We start from the raw sequence: 15,269 nt of genomic DNA, 5'->3' as shown, positions 1-15,269 counted from the left end.
TTGCGACGCGCTACGACAGATGCCCGAAGGTCTTCCTCTCGGCCATCGCTCTCGCCGCAACCGTCCTCTTCTGGCTATGAGTCCTGAGCCTAGGCTCAGGACTTCGGTAACGGGGTCGTCTTCGTCAAGCGGCTTTGCACACAGCTGATCGGCCGCCATGGCGGGTGCCGTTTCTTCGCGTTGCACGAGTCTGGCGGAGACGCGGCCCTCTTCGGTGGTCACCCGGGTGCATGCTTCGGTCCGTGGTCGGCGCGCTGGCCGCCAGCATGATGCCGGTTCTCTGCAGTTCCGACGTGCCCATCTCATAGGCGTGCTCGATCTGGATCGGCACAGTCCTGACCACGGCATCGTCGGAACCACGTCCCTCGGGGGACCTCGAAGGCCCGCAGGCCAAGCGGCTCGTGCGGGGATCTCTACGTCTCAGGCGGCGACGGACGCCGCGGCATCCAGCCGGAAGTCGGTATCATCGACCCACATCCGGTGCAGGATGACGCCGATCCGCCGCGCCAGCGCCACCATCGCCCGCTTCGCGCCGCGCCGGCGTGCAAGCTGCGCTGCCCATGTCCGCAGCCATGACGCCCGACCTCGATGCATCATCACTGTCGCAGCCTGACACAGCGCCCGACGCAGATGGACGTCCCCGGCCTTGGTGATGCCGCCAGAGGCATCCCTCTCGCCCGACTGGCTGCGCGACGGCGTCAGTCCAACCCAAGGGCCGATCTTGCTCGAGGAGCTGAACCGGGAGGGGTCATCAACCGCGGCGCGATAGGTGAGCGCGACCAACGCTCCGACGCCGGGCATGGACATCAGGCGACGGCAGGCCGGATCGTCCTGCGCCAGCTTGCGAACCTGCCGTTCCAGATCGGCCAGCTCCTGACGCAGGCGGGATCGCGCCCGCAGCATCGGCTCCGTGGCGGCCTTGAGCATCGTGTTGCCCTTCGCCAGCTCCCGGATGCGTGCCTCGAACCGTCCGCGCGAGATCGGGCTGACCTTCAGACCGAAGTTCCGGAGCAGCCCGCGCAAGGAAAGCTCCAACGCGATCACGGCTTGCTGGATCGCCTTCAAGGCGCCTTTGACCTGGCGCGTCTCCATCAGGCTCACGGGCAGCCCTGACTGCGACAGGTGGCGGTGCAGCCATCGGCACCGATGGGACAGTCCAGATCGCGCAAGACCCGGATGAGAGCTTCGGGCTCACACGGCGCCTCGATCTCCCGGTGAATGCGGCCATGAGCATCAACCGCGCAGATCGCGGTCTTTGCCAGCGCCACGTCCAGTCCGACGAACAGGGTCATCCCGTCCTCCTCCGATGGGGGGTGATACAGGGAGTGCGGCGCGATGCATGGCGTTTGGCAAGCCGTGGCAAGCAGGGCGCGACGCAGGCCCCGTTACGGCATCTCTTAGCCAGAAGAGGACGGTTGCAGTGAGAGCGATGGCCGAGAGGAAGACCTTCGGGCATCTGTCGCAGCGCGTCGCAACGCGCCCCCGGTTCATCAACCTGCCGAACATGATCTCGATCCGGTTGCGGCGTTTGTCGCGTCTGCGATCATGTCGGACTGGAGCCTTTCGCCCCTTCCGTCCCGGGATGCAGACCCGCAAGCCCTTGTCTTGCAGGCCTTCTCTGAACCACTCGGCCCTCGCCGGTTCGCTCGAACCGGTGGCGCTCACCGGCTCGATAGCCGCGATCGCCGAGCATCCATTTTGCAGGCGGCAGATCGCGCAACATGGCCCGCGCGCCGGTGTCGTCGCTCACTTGGCCCGCGGTCATGAACAGCCGCAGCGGACGGCCCTCGCCATCGGTGACGGCATGGAGCTTGCTGTTCATCCCGCCTTTCGAGCGACCGATGAGGCGCCCACGCCCCCCTTTTCTGACCGCAGGCTGGATGCCGTGCGATGGGCTTTCAAGGAAGTCGCATCGATCATGATGGTCCGGGGCTCGGGGGCCTCCGCAGCCAGCCCCTCGAAGATCCTGGCGAAGACGCCGCGTTCGCTCCATCGCTTCCAGCGGTTGCAGAGCCTTTCAGGGGCTTGCGCGGCCCCACTGGGGCCACGGTCCCCTTCAAATCGCCGGCCCATGCTCCGAAGGCGCGTCTCGCCACCTCAAGCCATTGCGATTGATGAAGATAATGCCACTCAGGACGCGGCGGCCATCAACGCGAGGACAGCCGTGGCTCTTCGGGAAGAAGGGCCGAAGGCGCTCCATCTGGGTCTCTGTCAGCCAGAACAGGTTGCTCATCATCTCGGCCTCCTTGCGGAGCCGTGAATCACGACGAGCCCAACAAATCAATAGGTCCTGAGCCTAGCCTCAGGACTTCGATCACGGGGGTGGGCATTCTTGCCCTCCCCGCTACCGCACGACGAACCGGTCTGACTACAATACTGCGCTGCGACACCGCGGGTCTCTCTCGCTCTGGTTCGACCCGGGGGATGGCTTGGCCCGGAGCGAAGACCGGCAAGCGGGGTCATCCGGACGCCTTCTCCGAGAGCGCTATCCAGACCGGCCGGACGACAAAGGTGTTGTTCGGCCTGCCGCCTTTCCGACAAGCGGTGGGGCTGGTCGCCAGCCTGATCGAGATGGCGGGATTGGACTGGCCGGTTTTGGGTTGTTCCACGCCTGTCGCCGTCAAGCGCGGCTTGCGGTGCAGATCTCCTTTCGCCGCCCGGACGGCCCCGTGACACTGCTTGTTGATCGCACCGGCATCAAGTTCTGCGGCGATGGCGCGCATCGCCTCCTGTGACCCGGATCGACAGATCGCAGAGATCCAAATCCGCATCGCCATTATGAACAGATGCAATACCTTCGGCATCGCCGAGATCATTGCCTTTGCCTGGAGACAGAGCGGGAATGCGGTCGATCGACCGTCAGCCGATTAGCGCAACAACGCCGATCACTCCGCCAAACCATGGGATCAACCATCTGGCGGCTTACCCTCAGCAGGTTTTGCCGGGTCATTTCAAGCCAAGGCGCCCGGCCACGATATCCGGCCCCGCGCGGTCGGCAGACCAGGCGAGGCACCGCGTCAGCGGTAGCGGCGGCGCAGCAGGATGTAGAGCCCGGAGGCCACCACCAGCGCCCCGCCGGCGATGCGCAGCGACAGATCGAAGCCGAAGCCCGGATCGGTGACGTGGTGCATAATGACCTGCACCAGCGGCGGGCCGAAGATCTGGCCGATGGCGAAGGCGGCGGTGAGCAGGCCGATGAACTGCGCCGTCCGGTGCGGCTGCAGGCGGGCGGCCTCGTCCATGGCCAGGAAGTTGAGCGCGGTGAAGGGCAGCCCGGCGATGACGGCCCCAAGGACGAAGCCCGGCAGACTGGGCCAGATCGTAGACAGCATCACTCCGGTGGCCTGCATGAGGTGGCACAGGACCAGCAGGGCGCGGGTCTCGAACCGGCCATGCAGGCGCGTCACGGCAAGCGAGCCGATCGCGGCGGCCAGACCGTAGATCGGCCAGAACAGGTCCAGCCAGACCGAGGGCGGCAGGGCGCTGCGGGCGATCACCGGCAGATATGTCGCCGTGATGATGTAGCCGAACCCGGCGAGGCCATAGGCGAGCGTGAAGAGCGACAGCTGCAGGTCGACGCGCGGCAGGCGATGCCCGCGCGTTCTGACCCGGACGGCGGGTGCCGGCCGGAACTCGGTCGCCGGATCGACCAGGCGCCAGACCAGCGCCAGCAGAAGCGCGGCGGTCAGCGTGAACCCGCCCCAGGCGGCAACCCAGGTCCAGTGCGCCGCGATCATCGCGCTGGCCACCAGCCCCGACACCCCGATGCCCAGGCCGACCCCGGTGAACATCGCACTGCCAAGCGCCGCCCTGCCCTGACGGGCCACGGCACCAAGGCACCAGCGCGAGGTATGCACCAGCGCCAGCCCGCTCACGGCACCGGAGAGGAAGCGCAGGCCGAGCCAGAGACCCGGCAACGGCAGCATCATGCCGGCGGTCAGCAGCACGGTCGCGACAAGCGACCAGCGGACAAGGCGCGCGCTGGACCAGTGGTTCGGGATCAGCACGCAGCCCAGCGCGCCAAGCAGGTAGCCGAGGTAATTGGCAGAGGCGAGCGTGCTGCCATAGGCAAGATCCAGCGCCCCTTCCGCGATCATCAGCGGCAGGATCGACGTATAGGCAAAGCGCCCGATGCCCATGATGACGGCAAGACAGACCGCCCCCGCGGCAACGATGGACGCCGGCGCGGGCGCCCGACCGCATCCCGGCGTCGCGGGGATGTGCGTTGAGGGATTGGTCATCTGGGGAGGGCCTTGAGGTTGTTGGCGTAGAGAAAGGGGGGCGTGCCGGGCCGTTGCAGACAGGCCTAGCGCCGCGCCGGGTAGAGACGCTTGTTAGTTTCCTCGGCATAGCGGCGAAGGCAATGATGTTCGTTCAGGATGCCGAGCACCTGGTTCCGCGGGTCGAGCACGGCGAGCGTATCGGCCTCTTCCCGGCCGAAGGCGCTGATCGCGTCCTGGACGGTCTGGTCGGGCCGCAGCCAGGCGGCCCGGAACCGGGCGAGGCCGCCGAGCGGCGCCCTGGGATCCTGGCCGTCCCAGTGCAGGTCGGTCATCAGGCACAAGCCGGCATAGCTGCCCCCGTCATCGACCAGGGGCACCGCCTTGGTGGCGCCCAAGGGGAAGCGGCGGCGGGCCTCGGCGATGGTGCCGTTGGTCATCAGCGTGGGGCCGGACCGCCGCATCATGCGCCCGACGGTCAGATCCCGGACCCAGCCGACATCGGCGGCCGAGCGGATGGTCTCTCCGCGTAGGTGGAAGCGCCAGGTCGAGAAGCTGAAGCCGAAGAACTGCCGCACGATCGCGGTGGACAGCAGGGCGGAGACCAGCACCGCCAGGGCCAGTGGCAGGTTCTGGGTCATTTCCAGCGCCAGAAAGCTCATGGTCAGCGGGGCGCCGATGACCGCGGTGGCGAGGGCGCACATGCCGACCACGGCCAGCACCTCGACCGGAAGGTCCAGGCCGAAGGCCAGGACCGGCAGCAGGGCGACGATCTTGCCCAGGATCGCGCCCAGCAGCAGCGAGGCAAAGAACAATCCGCCTCGGAAGCCTGTGCCTAGAGAGATGACGGAGGCCAGCATCTTGAGCAGGGCCACGATGATCAGCGACCGCAGCGTCAGGTCGCCGCCCATCACCAGCATCATCGCGCCGTGGCCGGAGGACAGGACCTGGGGGCTGGCCAGCGCCAGCGCGCCGACGCAGATCCCGCCGAGCATCGGCTGGCTCCAGCCGGGAACCGCGCTGCGGGCCAAAAGCCTTTCGGTCCAGGCCACCGCCCGCATGAGCACGATCCCGGCAAGCGCGGCCGCCACGGCCAGCAGCGCGATCCAGGGATAGGACTGTGCCGGGACCTGACCCGCCAGCAAGAGCGGCGCGCCATGGCCGCCGGACAGCAGCCGGGCCACGACCGTCGCCGCGATCGAGGCGGAGAGGACCGGCAGGAGAGCCGCCACGGAATAGGCGGCAAGCACCAGCTCGAAGGCATAGAAGGCGCCGGTGAGGGGCGCATCGAAGGCGGCGGCGATCGCGCCGCCGGCGCCCGCGGCGACAAGCTGGCGCAGGTCTTCGCGGCGCAGCCGCAGCCGCTGGCCGGTGGAGGAGGCGAGCGCCGAGGCCGCCTGGGTATAGGCGGCCTCCATGCCGACCGAGGCGCCGAAGCCGCTCGAGACAATGGTCTGCAGGGTGATGTAGAGGCTGCCCGGCACCGGTATCTTGCCGCCACCCACCGCATTCGCCTCGATCGGGTCGGCGACACGGCGGAACCGGCGCCGCCCGACAAGGTATGACAGCGCGACGAGGATGCCGCCGGCCACCGGGCCGGCGAAGGCCCGCAGCGGATCGAGCGCGGCGACCCCGCTGACCGGCTCGGTCTGGCCGAAGAGAACGAGGCCGAGCAGGTGGACGATCTGCTGCATCGCGACCACCGCCGCGCCGGACAGCAGGCCGATGGCGGCGGCGACCAGGGTATAGGCGGCCTCGTTCCGTCGGATCAGCATCCGCAGTCGGAAAGGCGCGCGCAGGCGCGGCAGCAGGCGGTGCCTGCGGATCGCCGGGGCCTGCTGCACGGTGTCTGTCTTCAGGGCGCCTGTCGCGGCCGGGTCGGGGGAAATAGCAACTGTCCGGCGCCGGGTTACGCTGTCCGGGGGGCAGGGGGCGCATGATGTGAATGCGGTCTCGCGCCGGCTCATTCACGTGTCCTTCCAGGGTCAGATCGTCGTATCCGGTCGCAGCGCATGGCGCGCGGCGGCAGCGTCGGACACCGGTGGGCCGGTTCCGGAGCAGGTTGGGGGCGGTTCGGGGGCGCGGATGCTCATCCGCAGGCCGGTCCGGGCGGGACCGGCCTGCGATCATGGCACGCCGGGGCGGGCTAGAAGACCGACTCCAGGACGTTCATCGAATCCGGCAGCCAGAGGGCAAGCCCGGGAACCAGGGCCAGGACCAGGATCAGCAGGATCTGGATCAGGATGAACGGGGTGATGCCGCGGAAGATCTCGGCCATGGGCACCGACTTGGCGACGCCGTGGATGACGAAGACGTTGATGCCGATGGGCGGGGTGATCTGGCCGATCTCCATCACGATCACGACCACGACGCCGAACCAGATCGGGTCGAAGCCCAGGGACTGCACCGTCGGGAAGATGATCGGCATGGTGATCATGATCATCGGGCCGATGTTCATGATCATCCCGAGGAAGATGTAGATCAGGATGATCAGGGTGAAGACCCACCAGCGCGAGACCTCGAGCGAGCCGATCGCCTGGACCATGGCCGAGGGGATGTCGGAGACGCTGACGAAGAAGCCCAGCACCGTCGCGGCGATGAGGACCAGCAGGATCATGGCGGTCATCTCGGCCGCGGTCTCGGCGGCGCGGACGAAGCCCTGACGGGTGAAATCGGCGCTGAAGAGCGACAGGACCAGGGCACCGACGAGACCGATGCCTCCGGCCTCGGTCGGGGTGATCAGGCCGCTGTAGATGCCGCCGACGACCAGGGCAAAGAGGATCCCTATCGGCCAGACATTGCGCAGCGAGGCCAGCTTCTGCCCGGTGGTGGTGGCCGGGCCGCGGGGCGCGAGCGCGGGATTGAGCGTCGCACGCAGGATGATGTAGGCCGAGAACATCACCACCAGCAGCACGCCCGGCAGCAGGCCCGCCATGAACAGCTTGCCGATCGATTGCTGCGTGATCATGCCGTAGATCACGAAGCCAAGGCTGGGCGGCACCAGGATGCCCAGGGTCCCCCCGGCGGCGACGGCGCCGGTGGCCAGTGAATCGTCGTAGCCTGCCTTCTTCATCTCGGGCAGGGCGACGGACCCCATCGTCGCGGCCGTGGCAAGGCTGTCGCCGCAGATCGATGCGAACCCGCCGCAGCCGGCGGTGGTTGCCACCGCAAGGCCACCGGGCAGGCGCCCGAACCACACGATGCAGGTTTCGAACATCCGGCGTCCGATCCCGGCCTCGAGCGCGACGAACCCCATCAGGATGAAGAACGGCACGACCGTGAAGTAATACTCGATCGCGCCATCGAAGGCGTTCAATTGCAGGACATTGAGGGCCATGCCTTGCCCCATCATGTACCACAGGCCAAGGAACCCCATCAGCGCCATGGCGAAGCTGATCGGCATGCCGAGCAGCATGATGCCCATTATCAGCGCGACCACGACGACACCGGTCGCAACCGGGCCAAGGTCGAGACCGGCGTTGCGCAGCAGGGCCGGCATCGCTAGGAAGACGACCGCCCCCACGAGGCTTGCGAGGACACAGAGGCCCCCGTTGCGGGGTGACATCCGCATCCAGTCCTGCGCGTGCGCCAGCAGGATCGACAGGTTGACAAGGGACACGAGCCCGAAGCCGAGCGCGGCGATCACGTAGAAGGGCGCCCAGGGAATGTTCGTCAGCATCGAGACTTCGCCCGACTGCTGTGCATCCACCGCCCGCGCAACCAGTTCCCAGGCCATCACGGCAAAGATGTAGACGCCCCAGACCGAGAAGATCACGCCGAGGCCGGCCTGCATCGCAGGCGGGAACCGCCCGGTCAGCAGGTCGACCTTGACGTGCCCACCCTTGATCAGCGTGTGGGCGAGGGCGAAGAACAGCACCAGCACCAGGCCGAAGGTCTGGTACTCGATCATGCCGCGAATGGGGGTCTTGAAGATCAGCCTCGAGGCGATGTCGACGAAGACCAGCAGGGCCATGATCACGATCAACAGGCCGCTGGCCAACGCGAGGTAGCGCGCCAAGGGATGCAGGACCCTGTCGAGGATCTCCGAAAGGCACTTGAGTCGATCGGGCAGGCCGGAGCGCATGTCGTCCACGTCTTTTCTTGTGAGGTCTGTCTGTGTCATCACGCGCTCCCTGCGCAGTCTTTTCTTGTCGCCGGGCTCAGACGGGCAGCAGCCAGTCCTCGGGCACCCAGTCGGGCACCGTCGTCATGGTTGCGTCGGCATGTTTGGCCAGCAGGGCGTTGACCTTGTCCAGGATCGGCGTCCCGTTGATCCCCTTCTGCTCGAGCCGCGCCATCCAGGCATCCACGAGGGGCTGTCCGGCAGAGGCCATGGCCGCGCGCATGTCGTCGTCCATCTCCACGATCTCGTCGCCGCGCTCGCGCAGGCCCTTCAGCGTGGCCTCACGACGGTTGTCCACGATGGCGCCGCACAGGTCGGTCCAGTCGTCGGAAAGGTCATCGATCACGCCCTGAACGTCGGACGGCAGACCGGACCACACCTTCTGATTGAGGCCGGCCGGGATCGTCCCGCCGGGCCAGTTGACGATGTTGTGCGCATTGGTCACCTCGTCGAACTTGAAGGGCGGAAGGGCCGCGGTGTTGAAGACCAGCCCGTCCATCGATTTGCGCTGAAGGGCCATGTAGAGGTCCTCCTGCTTGAGGGTCATCGGCACCATGCCGATCGCCTCCTCGAGCATGACGATCGACTTGTTGACGGCCCAGCCGGTGCGGCCCTTGAAATCCGCGAGCGTGCGCGCGGCCGGAAGGCCCGCCGCCCAGTCGAGGTTCATGAAGTCCGAGGCATGGAAGCCGAACATGTGCAGACCGTCGAACTCGGCCGTGAATTCGGGGATCTCGCGGAAGGCGTCGCGATAGGTCCGGTTCTTCTGCAGGATCGTGGTGAAGTTCAGCGGCAGGTGCAGGACGGAGTTGATCGGGAATTCGTCCTCGTACATCCAGGTGGCCATGGTATTGGCCATCTCGACCAGACCCGTGCGCAGCGCCTTCACGGTCTGCGGGGTCTTCACCAGGCTGGAGCCGTGGTACCAGGTGAAGGTCACCGCGTTGTCGGTCCGCCGCTCGACCTCCTTGCACCAGGGCAGCATGACATCCTGGACAAGATACTGACCCTCGGGCTGGGTGCTGCCGACCTTGATCTCGATCGGGCCGGACTTTGCCAGTGCGGGTGCCGCCAGCGCGCCGAAGGTTGCCGTGGTGGCCAGGGCCGCACCGGATTTCAGGAAGGTCCGGCGGCTTTGTCGGGTCAATTCGCAGAGCGGTCTGGATGTCATGAGGCATTCCCTGTCGTTATGGCATCTCGCCGGATGCGCTTTGGCGTCTTTGGACAGGGCGATAATCGCAGCAGAGACTGCGCAGCCATAGGACCAGAGGCCTCGGCTGATGGTGCCACAATGCCAGGATTCCCTCGCCGCAGGACCAATCGCGGCTCATGGCGTGATTAAAATTTAGCCTGTGCATCCTTTTTCGCCCATTATTTAAAACTTCAAGATCGCATCTTCACAGGCGGTTCGACGCAAAATTCGGCATACGTGCGAATTAATTGCGCACTCGCAATGCGATAGCGGGATCCCGCGCGCCCCTTTGGCGGATATGCCAGGTTGGGCCGCACTTCGGGACGCGCCCGGTCGTGGCGCCATCAATGAGATGGCCTGGCTCTGCCGGGTGGCCGAACCCGTGACTTAAGACTGCGCTGTCCATGGCCAGAGCTGCGATTGGATCCGTCCCTTTCCGGCCTGAAGCCCCCAGATGAAGGCGCTCCCGATGAACATTCACCAACCCCAACACTTGCCCGTCGACTGGGATACAGACCGGATCATCAGCCGTCGCGACCAGTATTTCGCGGCCACGCAACGCGCCTTCGTGCCCTTCGCCGAGCCCCTGATCATCAAGAAGGGACGCGGCCAGTACGTCTGGGACGAGAAGGGCAACAAGCTGATCGACCTGATGGGCATGAACCTGTGCATCAGCGTCGGCCACGCCCATCCCATGGTCGTCGAGGCGGTGCGCGCGCAGGCCGGCGAGCTGATGCACTGCACCACGGTCTTCCACCACCCCGTGCCTGTCCAGTTCGCCGAGGAACTTGCCGCCACCATGCCCGCGGGCGAGGAATGGGTCGTGCACTTCACCAACTCGGGCACCGAAGCCATCGACCTTGCGATGATGATGGCGCGGACCTACACCGGCAACAGCGACCTGATCGCGCTGCGCAACTCCTACCACGGGGCGACCTTCGGCGCGCAGAGCATCACCGGCACCCGCAGCTTCCGCCACGACGTCGGCTTGCTGAACAACATCACGTTCGCGGCCGAGCCGAACCAGTATCGCGGCACCTATGGTCCGGGCACCGACCCCTATGTCGCGGACATGCAAAGCGTGATCGATTACACCACCAGCGGCAGGATCGCAGGCGCGTTGATCGAGACGGTGCAGGGTTACGGCGGGATCATCCCGATGCCCGAAGGCTACCTCTCGCGGGTGGCCCGGATGGTGCGCAAGGCCGGCGGCCTGCTGATCCTCGACGAGGTGCAGAGCGGCTTTTGCAAGACCGGCCAGGGCATGTGGGGCTTCGAGGCCCATGACGTGGTGCCCGACATCGTCGTCATGGCCAAGGGCATCGGCAACGGCATCCCGCTGGCCGCCGTCGTCGTCCGCAAGGAGATCGCCGAGGCCATGGCCGGCAAGTACGTCTTCCACACCTACGGTTCGAACCCGATCGCTTGCGCCGCCGGACGCGCGGTGCTGCAGGTCATCCGCGAGGAGAACCTGCTCGAGAACGTGCGCGTCGTCGGCGACGCCCTCCGGGAAAAGCTGCTCTGGCTCCAGTCGCGGCACGAGGTCATCGGCGATGTCCGCGGCATGGGCTTCATGCAGGCCATGGAGCTGGTGAAGGATCGCGACACCAAGGAACCCGCGCCCGAGGAAACCGCCCGTGTCTTCGCCCGCACCCGCGAGCAGGGGCTGATCATGTCCAAGTCCGGCAACTTCGGGAACATCATCCGCATGGTTCCCCCGCTCTGCCTGTCGATGGACGATGTCGAGGAGATCGGCGCGCGCCTTGACCGCGCGTTCTCGGCAGGAGCGGCGCGGGCATGACACGTCATCTGCACGACCTGACGGCGGCCGAACTTTCGGCCGCCTATCGTCAGCGCAGCCTCTCGCCGGTCGAGGTCACCGAGGCGGTGCTCGAGCGGGCCGAGGCGCTGAACCCGGCGCTGAACGCCTTTTGCCACATCGACCACGACGGGGCCCGGGCAGCGGCGGCCGCGTCCGAGGCCCGCTGGGACGCGGGCGCGCCGCTGGGGCCGCTGGACGGCGTGCCCGTCTCGGTCAAGAACGCGCTGGCGATGGCAGGTGTCACGGTCAGCCGTGGCTGGAAGGCGCTGAAGGACAACCCTCCACCGGCGACCGACGCGGCCCCGGTCCGGCGCATGCGTGCCCAGGGCCTGATCTGTTTCGGATCGACGACGATGCCCGACCTGGGCGGGACCGGCGCCGGTCAAAGTTCGGCTTGGGGCATCACCCGCAACCCCTGGAACCCGGACTGGAACACCGGCGGATCCTCCAGCGGCTGCGCCTCGGCGCTGGCGGCCGGCATCGGCCCGCTTTCGCTTGGCACCGACTTGGGCGGCTCTGTCCGGCTTCCGGCCACCTTCTGCGGGCTTTCCACCATCAAGCCGACCCAGGGCGTCACGTCCTTCCTGCCGCCCAGCACCATGCGCTCGACCGGTCCCATGGCGCGCACCGTCCGGGACACGGCCATGTTCCTGACCGCGCTGGCCGGGCCCGACGTGGCGGACTGCTATTCCCTGCCGGGCGACGGTGTCGTCTACGAGGATGGCCTGCAGGCCGACGTCCGCGGCTGGAAGATCGGCATCCTCGAGAGCATGGGCGGTGACGATGCCGTCGACCCGGTGATCACCCGGGCCCTGTGGGAGGCCGCGGGCCTCTTCGAGGCGGCCGGGGCCGAGATCGTGCGGATCCCCCGGATCCTCGAGGTGGATTACCTCGACACGTTGCACACGGCCTTCGGGGCGATCTCGCTCGGCGCCGTGCAGGGGGCCACGGAAGCAAAGCTGGCGCAGCTGCTGCCGGCCGTTCTGGCCTCGATCCGCCGGGCCGAGGCGATGTCCCTTCAGGACTACGCCGTCGCCATGACGGTTCTGGAAAAGGCGAAATCCGACGTCATCGCCGCGACCGCGCCCTTCGACGTGGTGCTGGCACCGACCTGCAAGGTGGTGAACTTTGCCGCCCAGGACGTGGGCCCAGATCCAGAAAGCTTCCTGAGTGCCATCCACTACACGGCGATGTTCAACCAGACCGGCCAGCCTGCGGCCGTGACCTGTGCCGGGTTCAGCGAGATCGGCCTGCCCTTCGGGCTTCAGTTCATCGGCAAGCGCTTCGATGACCGCAAGGTGCTGAGCGCCGCCGCCTGGTACGAGGCCCGGCGCGGCTTCGACATCAGCTGGCCGCAACCCGCGGTCTGATCCTGCCGGGGATCAGGCCGAGCGGATGATGTCCGCCAGCAGCCTGATCCCCGGTTCGATCTTCGCGGTATCGATCGCCGAAAGCCCCAGCCGGAAATATGCGGTGCTGCTTGTCGTGTCGGCGAGGAACCGGTTGCCCGCATCGAAGAGCACCCCCTGCGCGGCAGCCCTGTGTTCGACCTCGGCCATGTTCGTCCCGTCGGGGGCGCTCAGCCAGATCGAAGAGCCGCCGTTCGGCGGGACGAAGCGCGCCTCCGGCAGGTATTGCCCAAGGGCCTTCGAAGTCACGCGAACCCGCTCTGCGAAGGCTTTCGCCAGCCGGGTCATGTAGCGTTCGTGATGGCCCAGGCCGATGTAATGCGCGGCGGCGCGCTGGTTGTTCGCCGGCGGATGGCGCATCATCAGCTGCCGGGCCGATCGCGCCGCATCGATGAAATCGGCCGGGGCGACGATATAGCCAAGGCGCAGGCCCGAGGCGAGGGTCTTTGACAGGCTGCCGATGTAGATGACCCGGTTGTCCGTATCCAGCGCCTTGATCGCGGGGTTGGGGCTGCCGGAAAAGGTCAGCTCGCTGTCGTAATCGTCCTCGATCAGGATGACGTTGCGCTCGGCCGCCGCTTCGAGCACTTCGATCCGGCGATCCAGCGGCATGGTCACGGTGGTCGGGTTCTGATGGCTGGGCGCGACATAGATGATGTCTGCCTCGTCGCCCAGCTGATGCGGGTCAAGTCCCTGCTCATCGACGTCGAGGTCGATCAGTCGGGCCCCGCGTGCCCGGAAGATGTTGCGGACATCGGGGTAGACGAAGCGCTCCGTCCCCAGTGTCGTGCCCTGCGCGCAAAGCGCATAGGCGATCAGGAACAGCGCGTTCTGGGCCCCGAGGGTCACCAGGATCTCCTCGCGTCGGGCACCGATGCCGCGCCGGGGCAGGACGTAGCGGCGCAGCTGTTCGACGAAGGCCGGATCATCCTCGACACCGTAATCCGAAACCCAAGCGGCCGAATTCTCGGCGTTGCAGGTCAGCAGCATGGCTTCGCGCCACTCGGGCCCCTGCGAGAGCGACCTGTCGATCTGACCATGGACGAAGGGAAAGGGTGCGGCACGCCAGTCGGATTGCCGGCTGATCGCGGTGCGGCTGTCCGGTTTCGTCACGCTGACGCGGCCCTGCGGAAGGCGCGAGAGGGTGGTGCTGCCCGGCTCGCCGCGGAACCCGACGGTCGTCTCCAGCACCAGCTCGGGATTGACGAAATGCCCTTGGCGCGTCGAAATGCAGAGATAGCCGTCCTGTACCAGCAGGTCGTAGGCATGCGCGATGGTGTTGCGACTGACATCGAGCGTTTCGGCCAGCTGCCGGGTCGAGGGGACGCGTGCGCCCCGCAGCAGCTTCCTTTCGACAACCAGCTGGACGATCAGTTGCCGGACCTGAAGCTGCAGCGTCAGGCCGGCAGAGCGGCCTTGGCGGAAGTATTGCTGCCAGATCAGCGCGTTGTGCGGCATCGCGCTGTTGATGCGGAAGTCGGAACTGCCCGAAGTCATCTGCGGGTTGCCTGGTTCCATCGTGCCATCGCCCTGCGCCATGCAATAAAGCCTGTGGTGGTGCGAGCGCGCCTGGTCAGCCGCGTTGCCACGGTCGAACAGTATCGCGGGGCTTCCGGGATGACGAGCCCCGGTCATGAGGTTGAAAGCGGTCATTCAAGCCCGGGTGTTCCCCTGAATACGCCTGCTGCGTGGACGCTCCCCTTCAGCAGAGTTCGAGGCGGGCCGGTGTGCAGGGAAGACCGATCAGGGCTGATAGATGCGCCTCGACCGCGTGGAGAAGCGGCCATGAACGACTTCCGCCTGACAGACAACGAGGTATCGAGGTGGTCCCCGTTCTCCGGACAGGTTTGCGGCGGTGCCAAGTTTGCCTTGTGATCATGCCGCCACCTGAAGGTGAGGGCCGTGCCTGCCCGGGTCGACCCGGTCTCGAAGGCGTGGAGATGGACGCACTCGTACCTCAGGGACCGCCGTGGACGCTCGGTCATGACTTTGTCCATCCAGCGTCCCTGGTCCTCCATCGAGGCCGTTGCGTCCAGCAACAGTTGCATGAACCGGGGCTGGTGCGTGGCCGCAGCCAACCAGACTGCGCTCATAATCTGGGCGCTGCTTGCCAAGAAAGAGGACTACCGCCCCGCGATGTGATGCGGGACGGGTCGAGTTTAGGCGAGTGAGCAAATGAACCGACCGGGACCCGGTCCGTGCAAACCCTGGCTGCTATAAAAGGCCCGAGAAGCCGACCGTTTGTTGAGGGCCGCGCTTCGCGGATTACGCATGCGCGCGCGCCAGCATCGACCGGCGACGCTGGATAGATTTCAGTGCCCGTCATGTTCGGTACCCACCTTGAAACCCATCCCAAGGGAGGCCCGTCCATAGATGCAGATGATGCGCCGGCAAGTGGTGTGGTTGGCGGCGGGCGTCGCGCTCTGATACGGGCCGAGCAGGTCATGGGCGGGCGCGTTGCGCTGCCCCCGGACACTCTCATTTCGTCGCGCGGTACCGATCT

General features: G+C 66.6%; 7 protein-coding genes and 4 pseudogenes. 3 read left to right on the top strand and 8 right to left on the bottom strand.

All coding sequences use genetic code 11. The features are described 5' to 3' along the window. Positions 1-420 precede the first annotated feature (420 nt). A pseudogene (locus V8J39_RS14345) lies at positions 421-1,292 on the bottom strand (IS110 family transposase). Between the two features lie 106 nt (positions 1,293-1,398). Continuing rightward, a pseudogene (locus V8J39_RS14340) lies at positions 1,399-2,233 on the bottom strand (IS5 family transposase); the annotation flags it as partial. Positions 2,234-2,424: 191 nt separating this feature from the next. Between V8J39_RS14340 and V8J39_RS14335 the strand changes: the two are divergent. Beyond that, positions 2,425-2,735 (top strand): annotated as a pseudogene (locus tag V8J39_RS14335) (transposase). Between the two features lie 282 nt (positions 2,736-3,017). Here V8J39_RS14335 and V8J39_RS14330 read toward each other — a convergent pair. From V8J39_RS14330 to V8J39_RS14315, 4 genes are all read right to left on the bottom strand, one after another. Continuing rightward, positions 3,018-4,241: a YbfB/YjiJ family MFS transporter gene (locus tag V8J39_RS14330; protein WP_336461605.1), complete on the bottom strand. Its 1,224-nt coding sequence runs from the start codon at positions 4,239-4,241 to the stop codon at positions 3,018-3,020. 65 nt (positions 4,242-4,306) lie between these two features. Next, positions 4,307-6,064, bottom strand: a complete 1,758-nt coding sequence (locus V8J39_RS14325) for a chloride channel protein (RefSeq protein ID WP_336461604.1) — start codon at positions 6,062-6,064, stop codon at positions 4,307-4,309. Between the two features lie 302 nt (positions 6,065-6,366). After that, positions 6,367-8,304 (bottom strand): TRAP transporter large permease subunit, encoded by a 1,938-nt coding sequence (locus tag V8J39_RS14320; RefSeq protein ID WP_336461617.1) that lies wholly within the window; start codon positions 8,302-8,304, stop codon positions 6,367-6,369. Positions 8,305-8,380: 76 nt separating this feature from the next. Continuing rightward, positions 8,381-9,514 (bottom strand): TRAP transporter substrate-binding protein, encoded by a 1,134-nt coding sequence (locus V8J39_RS14315; protein ID WP_336461603.1) that lies wholly within the window; start codon positions 9,512-9,514, stop codon positions 8,381-8,383. 490 nt (positions 9,515-10,004) lie between these two features. On the opposite strand from V8J39_RS14315, the gene V8J39_RS14310 reads away from it, so the two are divergent. Together V8J39_RS14310 and V8J39_RS14305 are read left to right on the top strand one after the other, a co-directional pair. Continuing rightward, a complete protein-coding gene (locus tag V8J39_RS14310; RefSeq protein ID WP_336461602.1) occupies positions 10,005-11,336 on the top strand; it encodes an aspartate aminotransferase family protein in 1,332 nt (443 codons plus the stop codon). Then, on the top strand, positions 11,333-12,727 hold the full coding sequence (locus V8J39_RS14305; protein WP_336461601.1) for an amidase: 1,395 nt from the start codon (positions 11,333-11,335) through the stop codon (positions 12,725-12,727). The genes V8J39_RS14310 and V8J39_RS14305 overlap by 4 nt, the downstream gene beginning before the upstream one ends. Before the next feature lie 12 nt (positions 12,728-12,739). On the opposite strand, the gene pdxR is transcribed toward V8J39_RS14305, so the two are convergent. Together pdxR and V8J39_RS14295 are read right to left on the bottom strand one after the other, a co-directional pair. After that, positions 12,740-14,419, bottom strand: coding sequence for a MocR-like pyridoxine biosynthesis transcription factor PdxR (pdxR, locus tag V8J39_RS14300; protein ID WP_336461600.1), 1,680 nt, complete (start codon positions 14,417-14,419; stop codon positions 12,740-12,742). 251 nt (positions 14,420-14,670) lie between these two features. Continuing rightward, a pseudogene (locus V8J39_RS14295) lies at positions 14,671-14,823 on the bottom strand (IS3 family transposase); the annotation flags it as partial. Positions 14,824-15,269: the final 446 nt, after the last annotated feature.

Origin of the sequence: Frigidibacter sp. MR17.24 (assembly GCF_037095655.1) — a bacterium.
GTDB lineage: Bacteria > Pseudomonadota > Alphaproteobacteria > Rhodobacterales > Rhodobacteraceae > Frigidibacter.
The sequence above is the reverse complement of the archived record's forward strand: the minus strand, read 5'-3'. Positions and strand labels throughout refer to the sequence as shown.

What these genes read in the sequence shown, in the direction of transcription:
- V8J39_RS14330 (WP_336461605.1), bottom strand. Translation starts at nt 4,241, where the DNA reads ATGACCAATCCCTCAACGCACATCCCCGCGACGCCGGGATGCGGTCGG.
- V8J39_RS14320 (WP_336461617.1), bottom strand. Translation starts at nt 8,304, where the DNA reads ATGCGCTCCGGCCTGCCCGATCGACTCAAGTGCCTTTCGGAGATCCTC.
- V8J39_RS14315 (WP_336461603.1), bottom strand. Translation starts at nt 9,514, where the DNA reads ATGACATCCAGACCGCTCTGCGAATTGACCCGACAAAGCCGCCGGACC.
- V8J39_RS14310 (WP_336461602.1), top strand. Translation starts at nt 10,005, where the DNA reads ATGAACATTCACCAACCCCAACACTTGCCCGTCGACTGGGATACAGAC.
- V8J39_RS14305 (WP_336461601.1), top strand. Translation starts at nt 11,333, where the DNA reads ATGACACGTCATCTGCACGACCTGACGGCGGCCGAACTTTCGGCCGCC.
- pdxR (WP_336461600.1), bottom strand. Translation starts at nt 14,419, where the DNA reads ATGACCGCTTTCAACCTCATGACCGGGGCTCGTCATCCCGGAAGCCCC.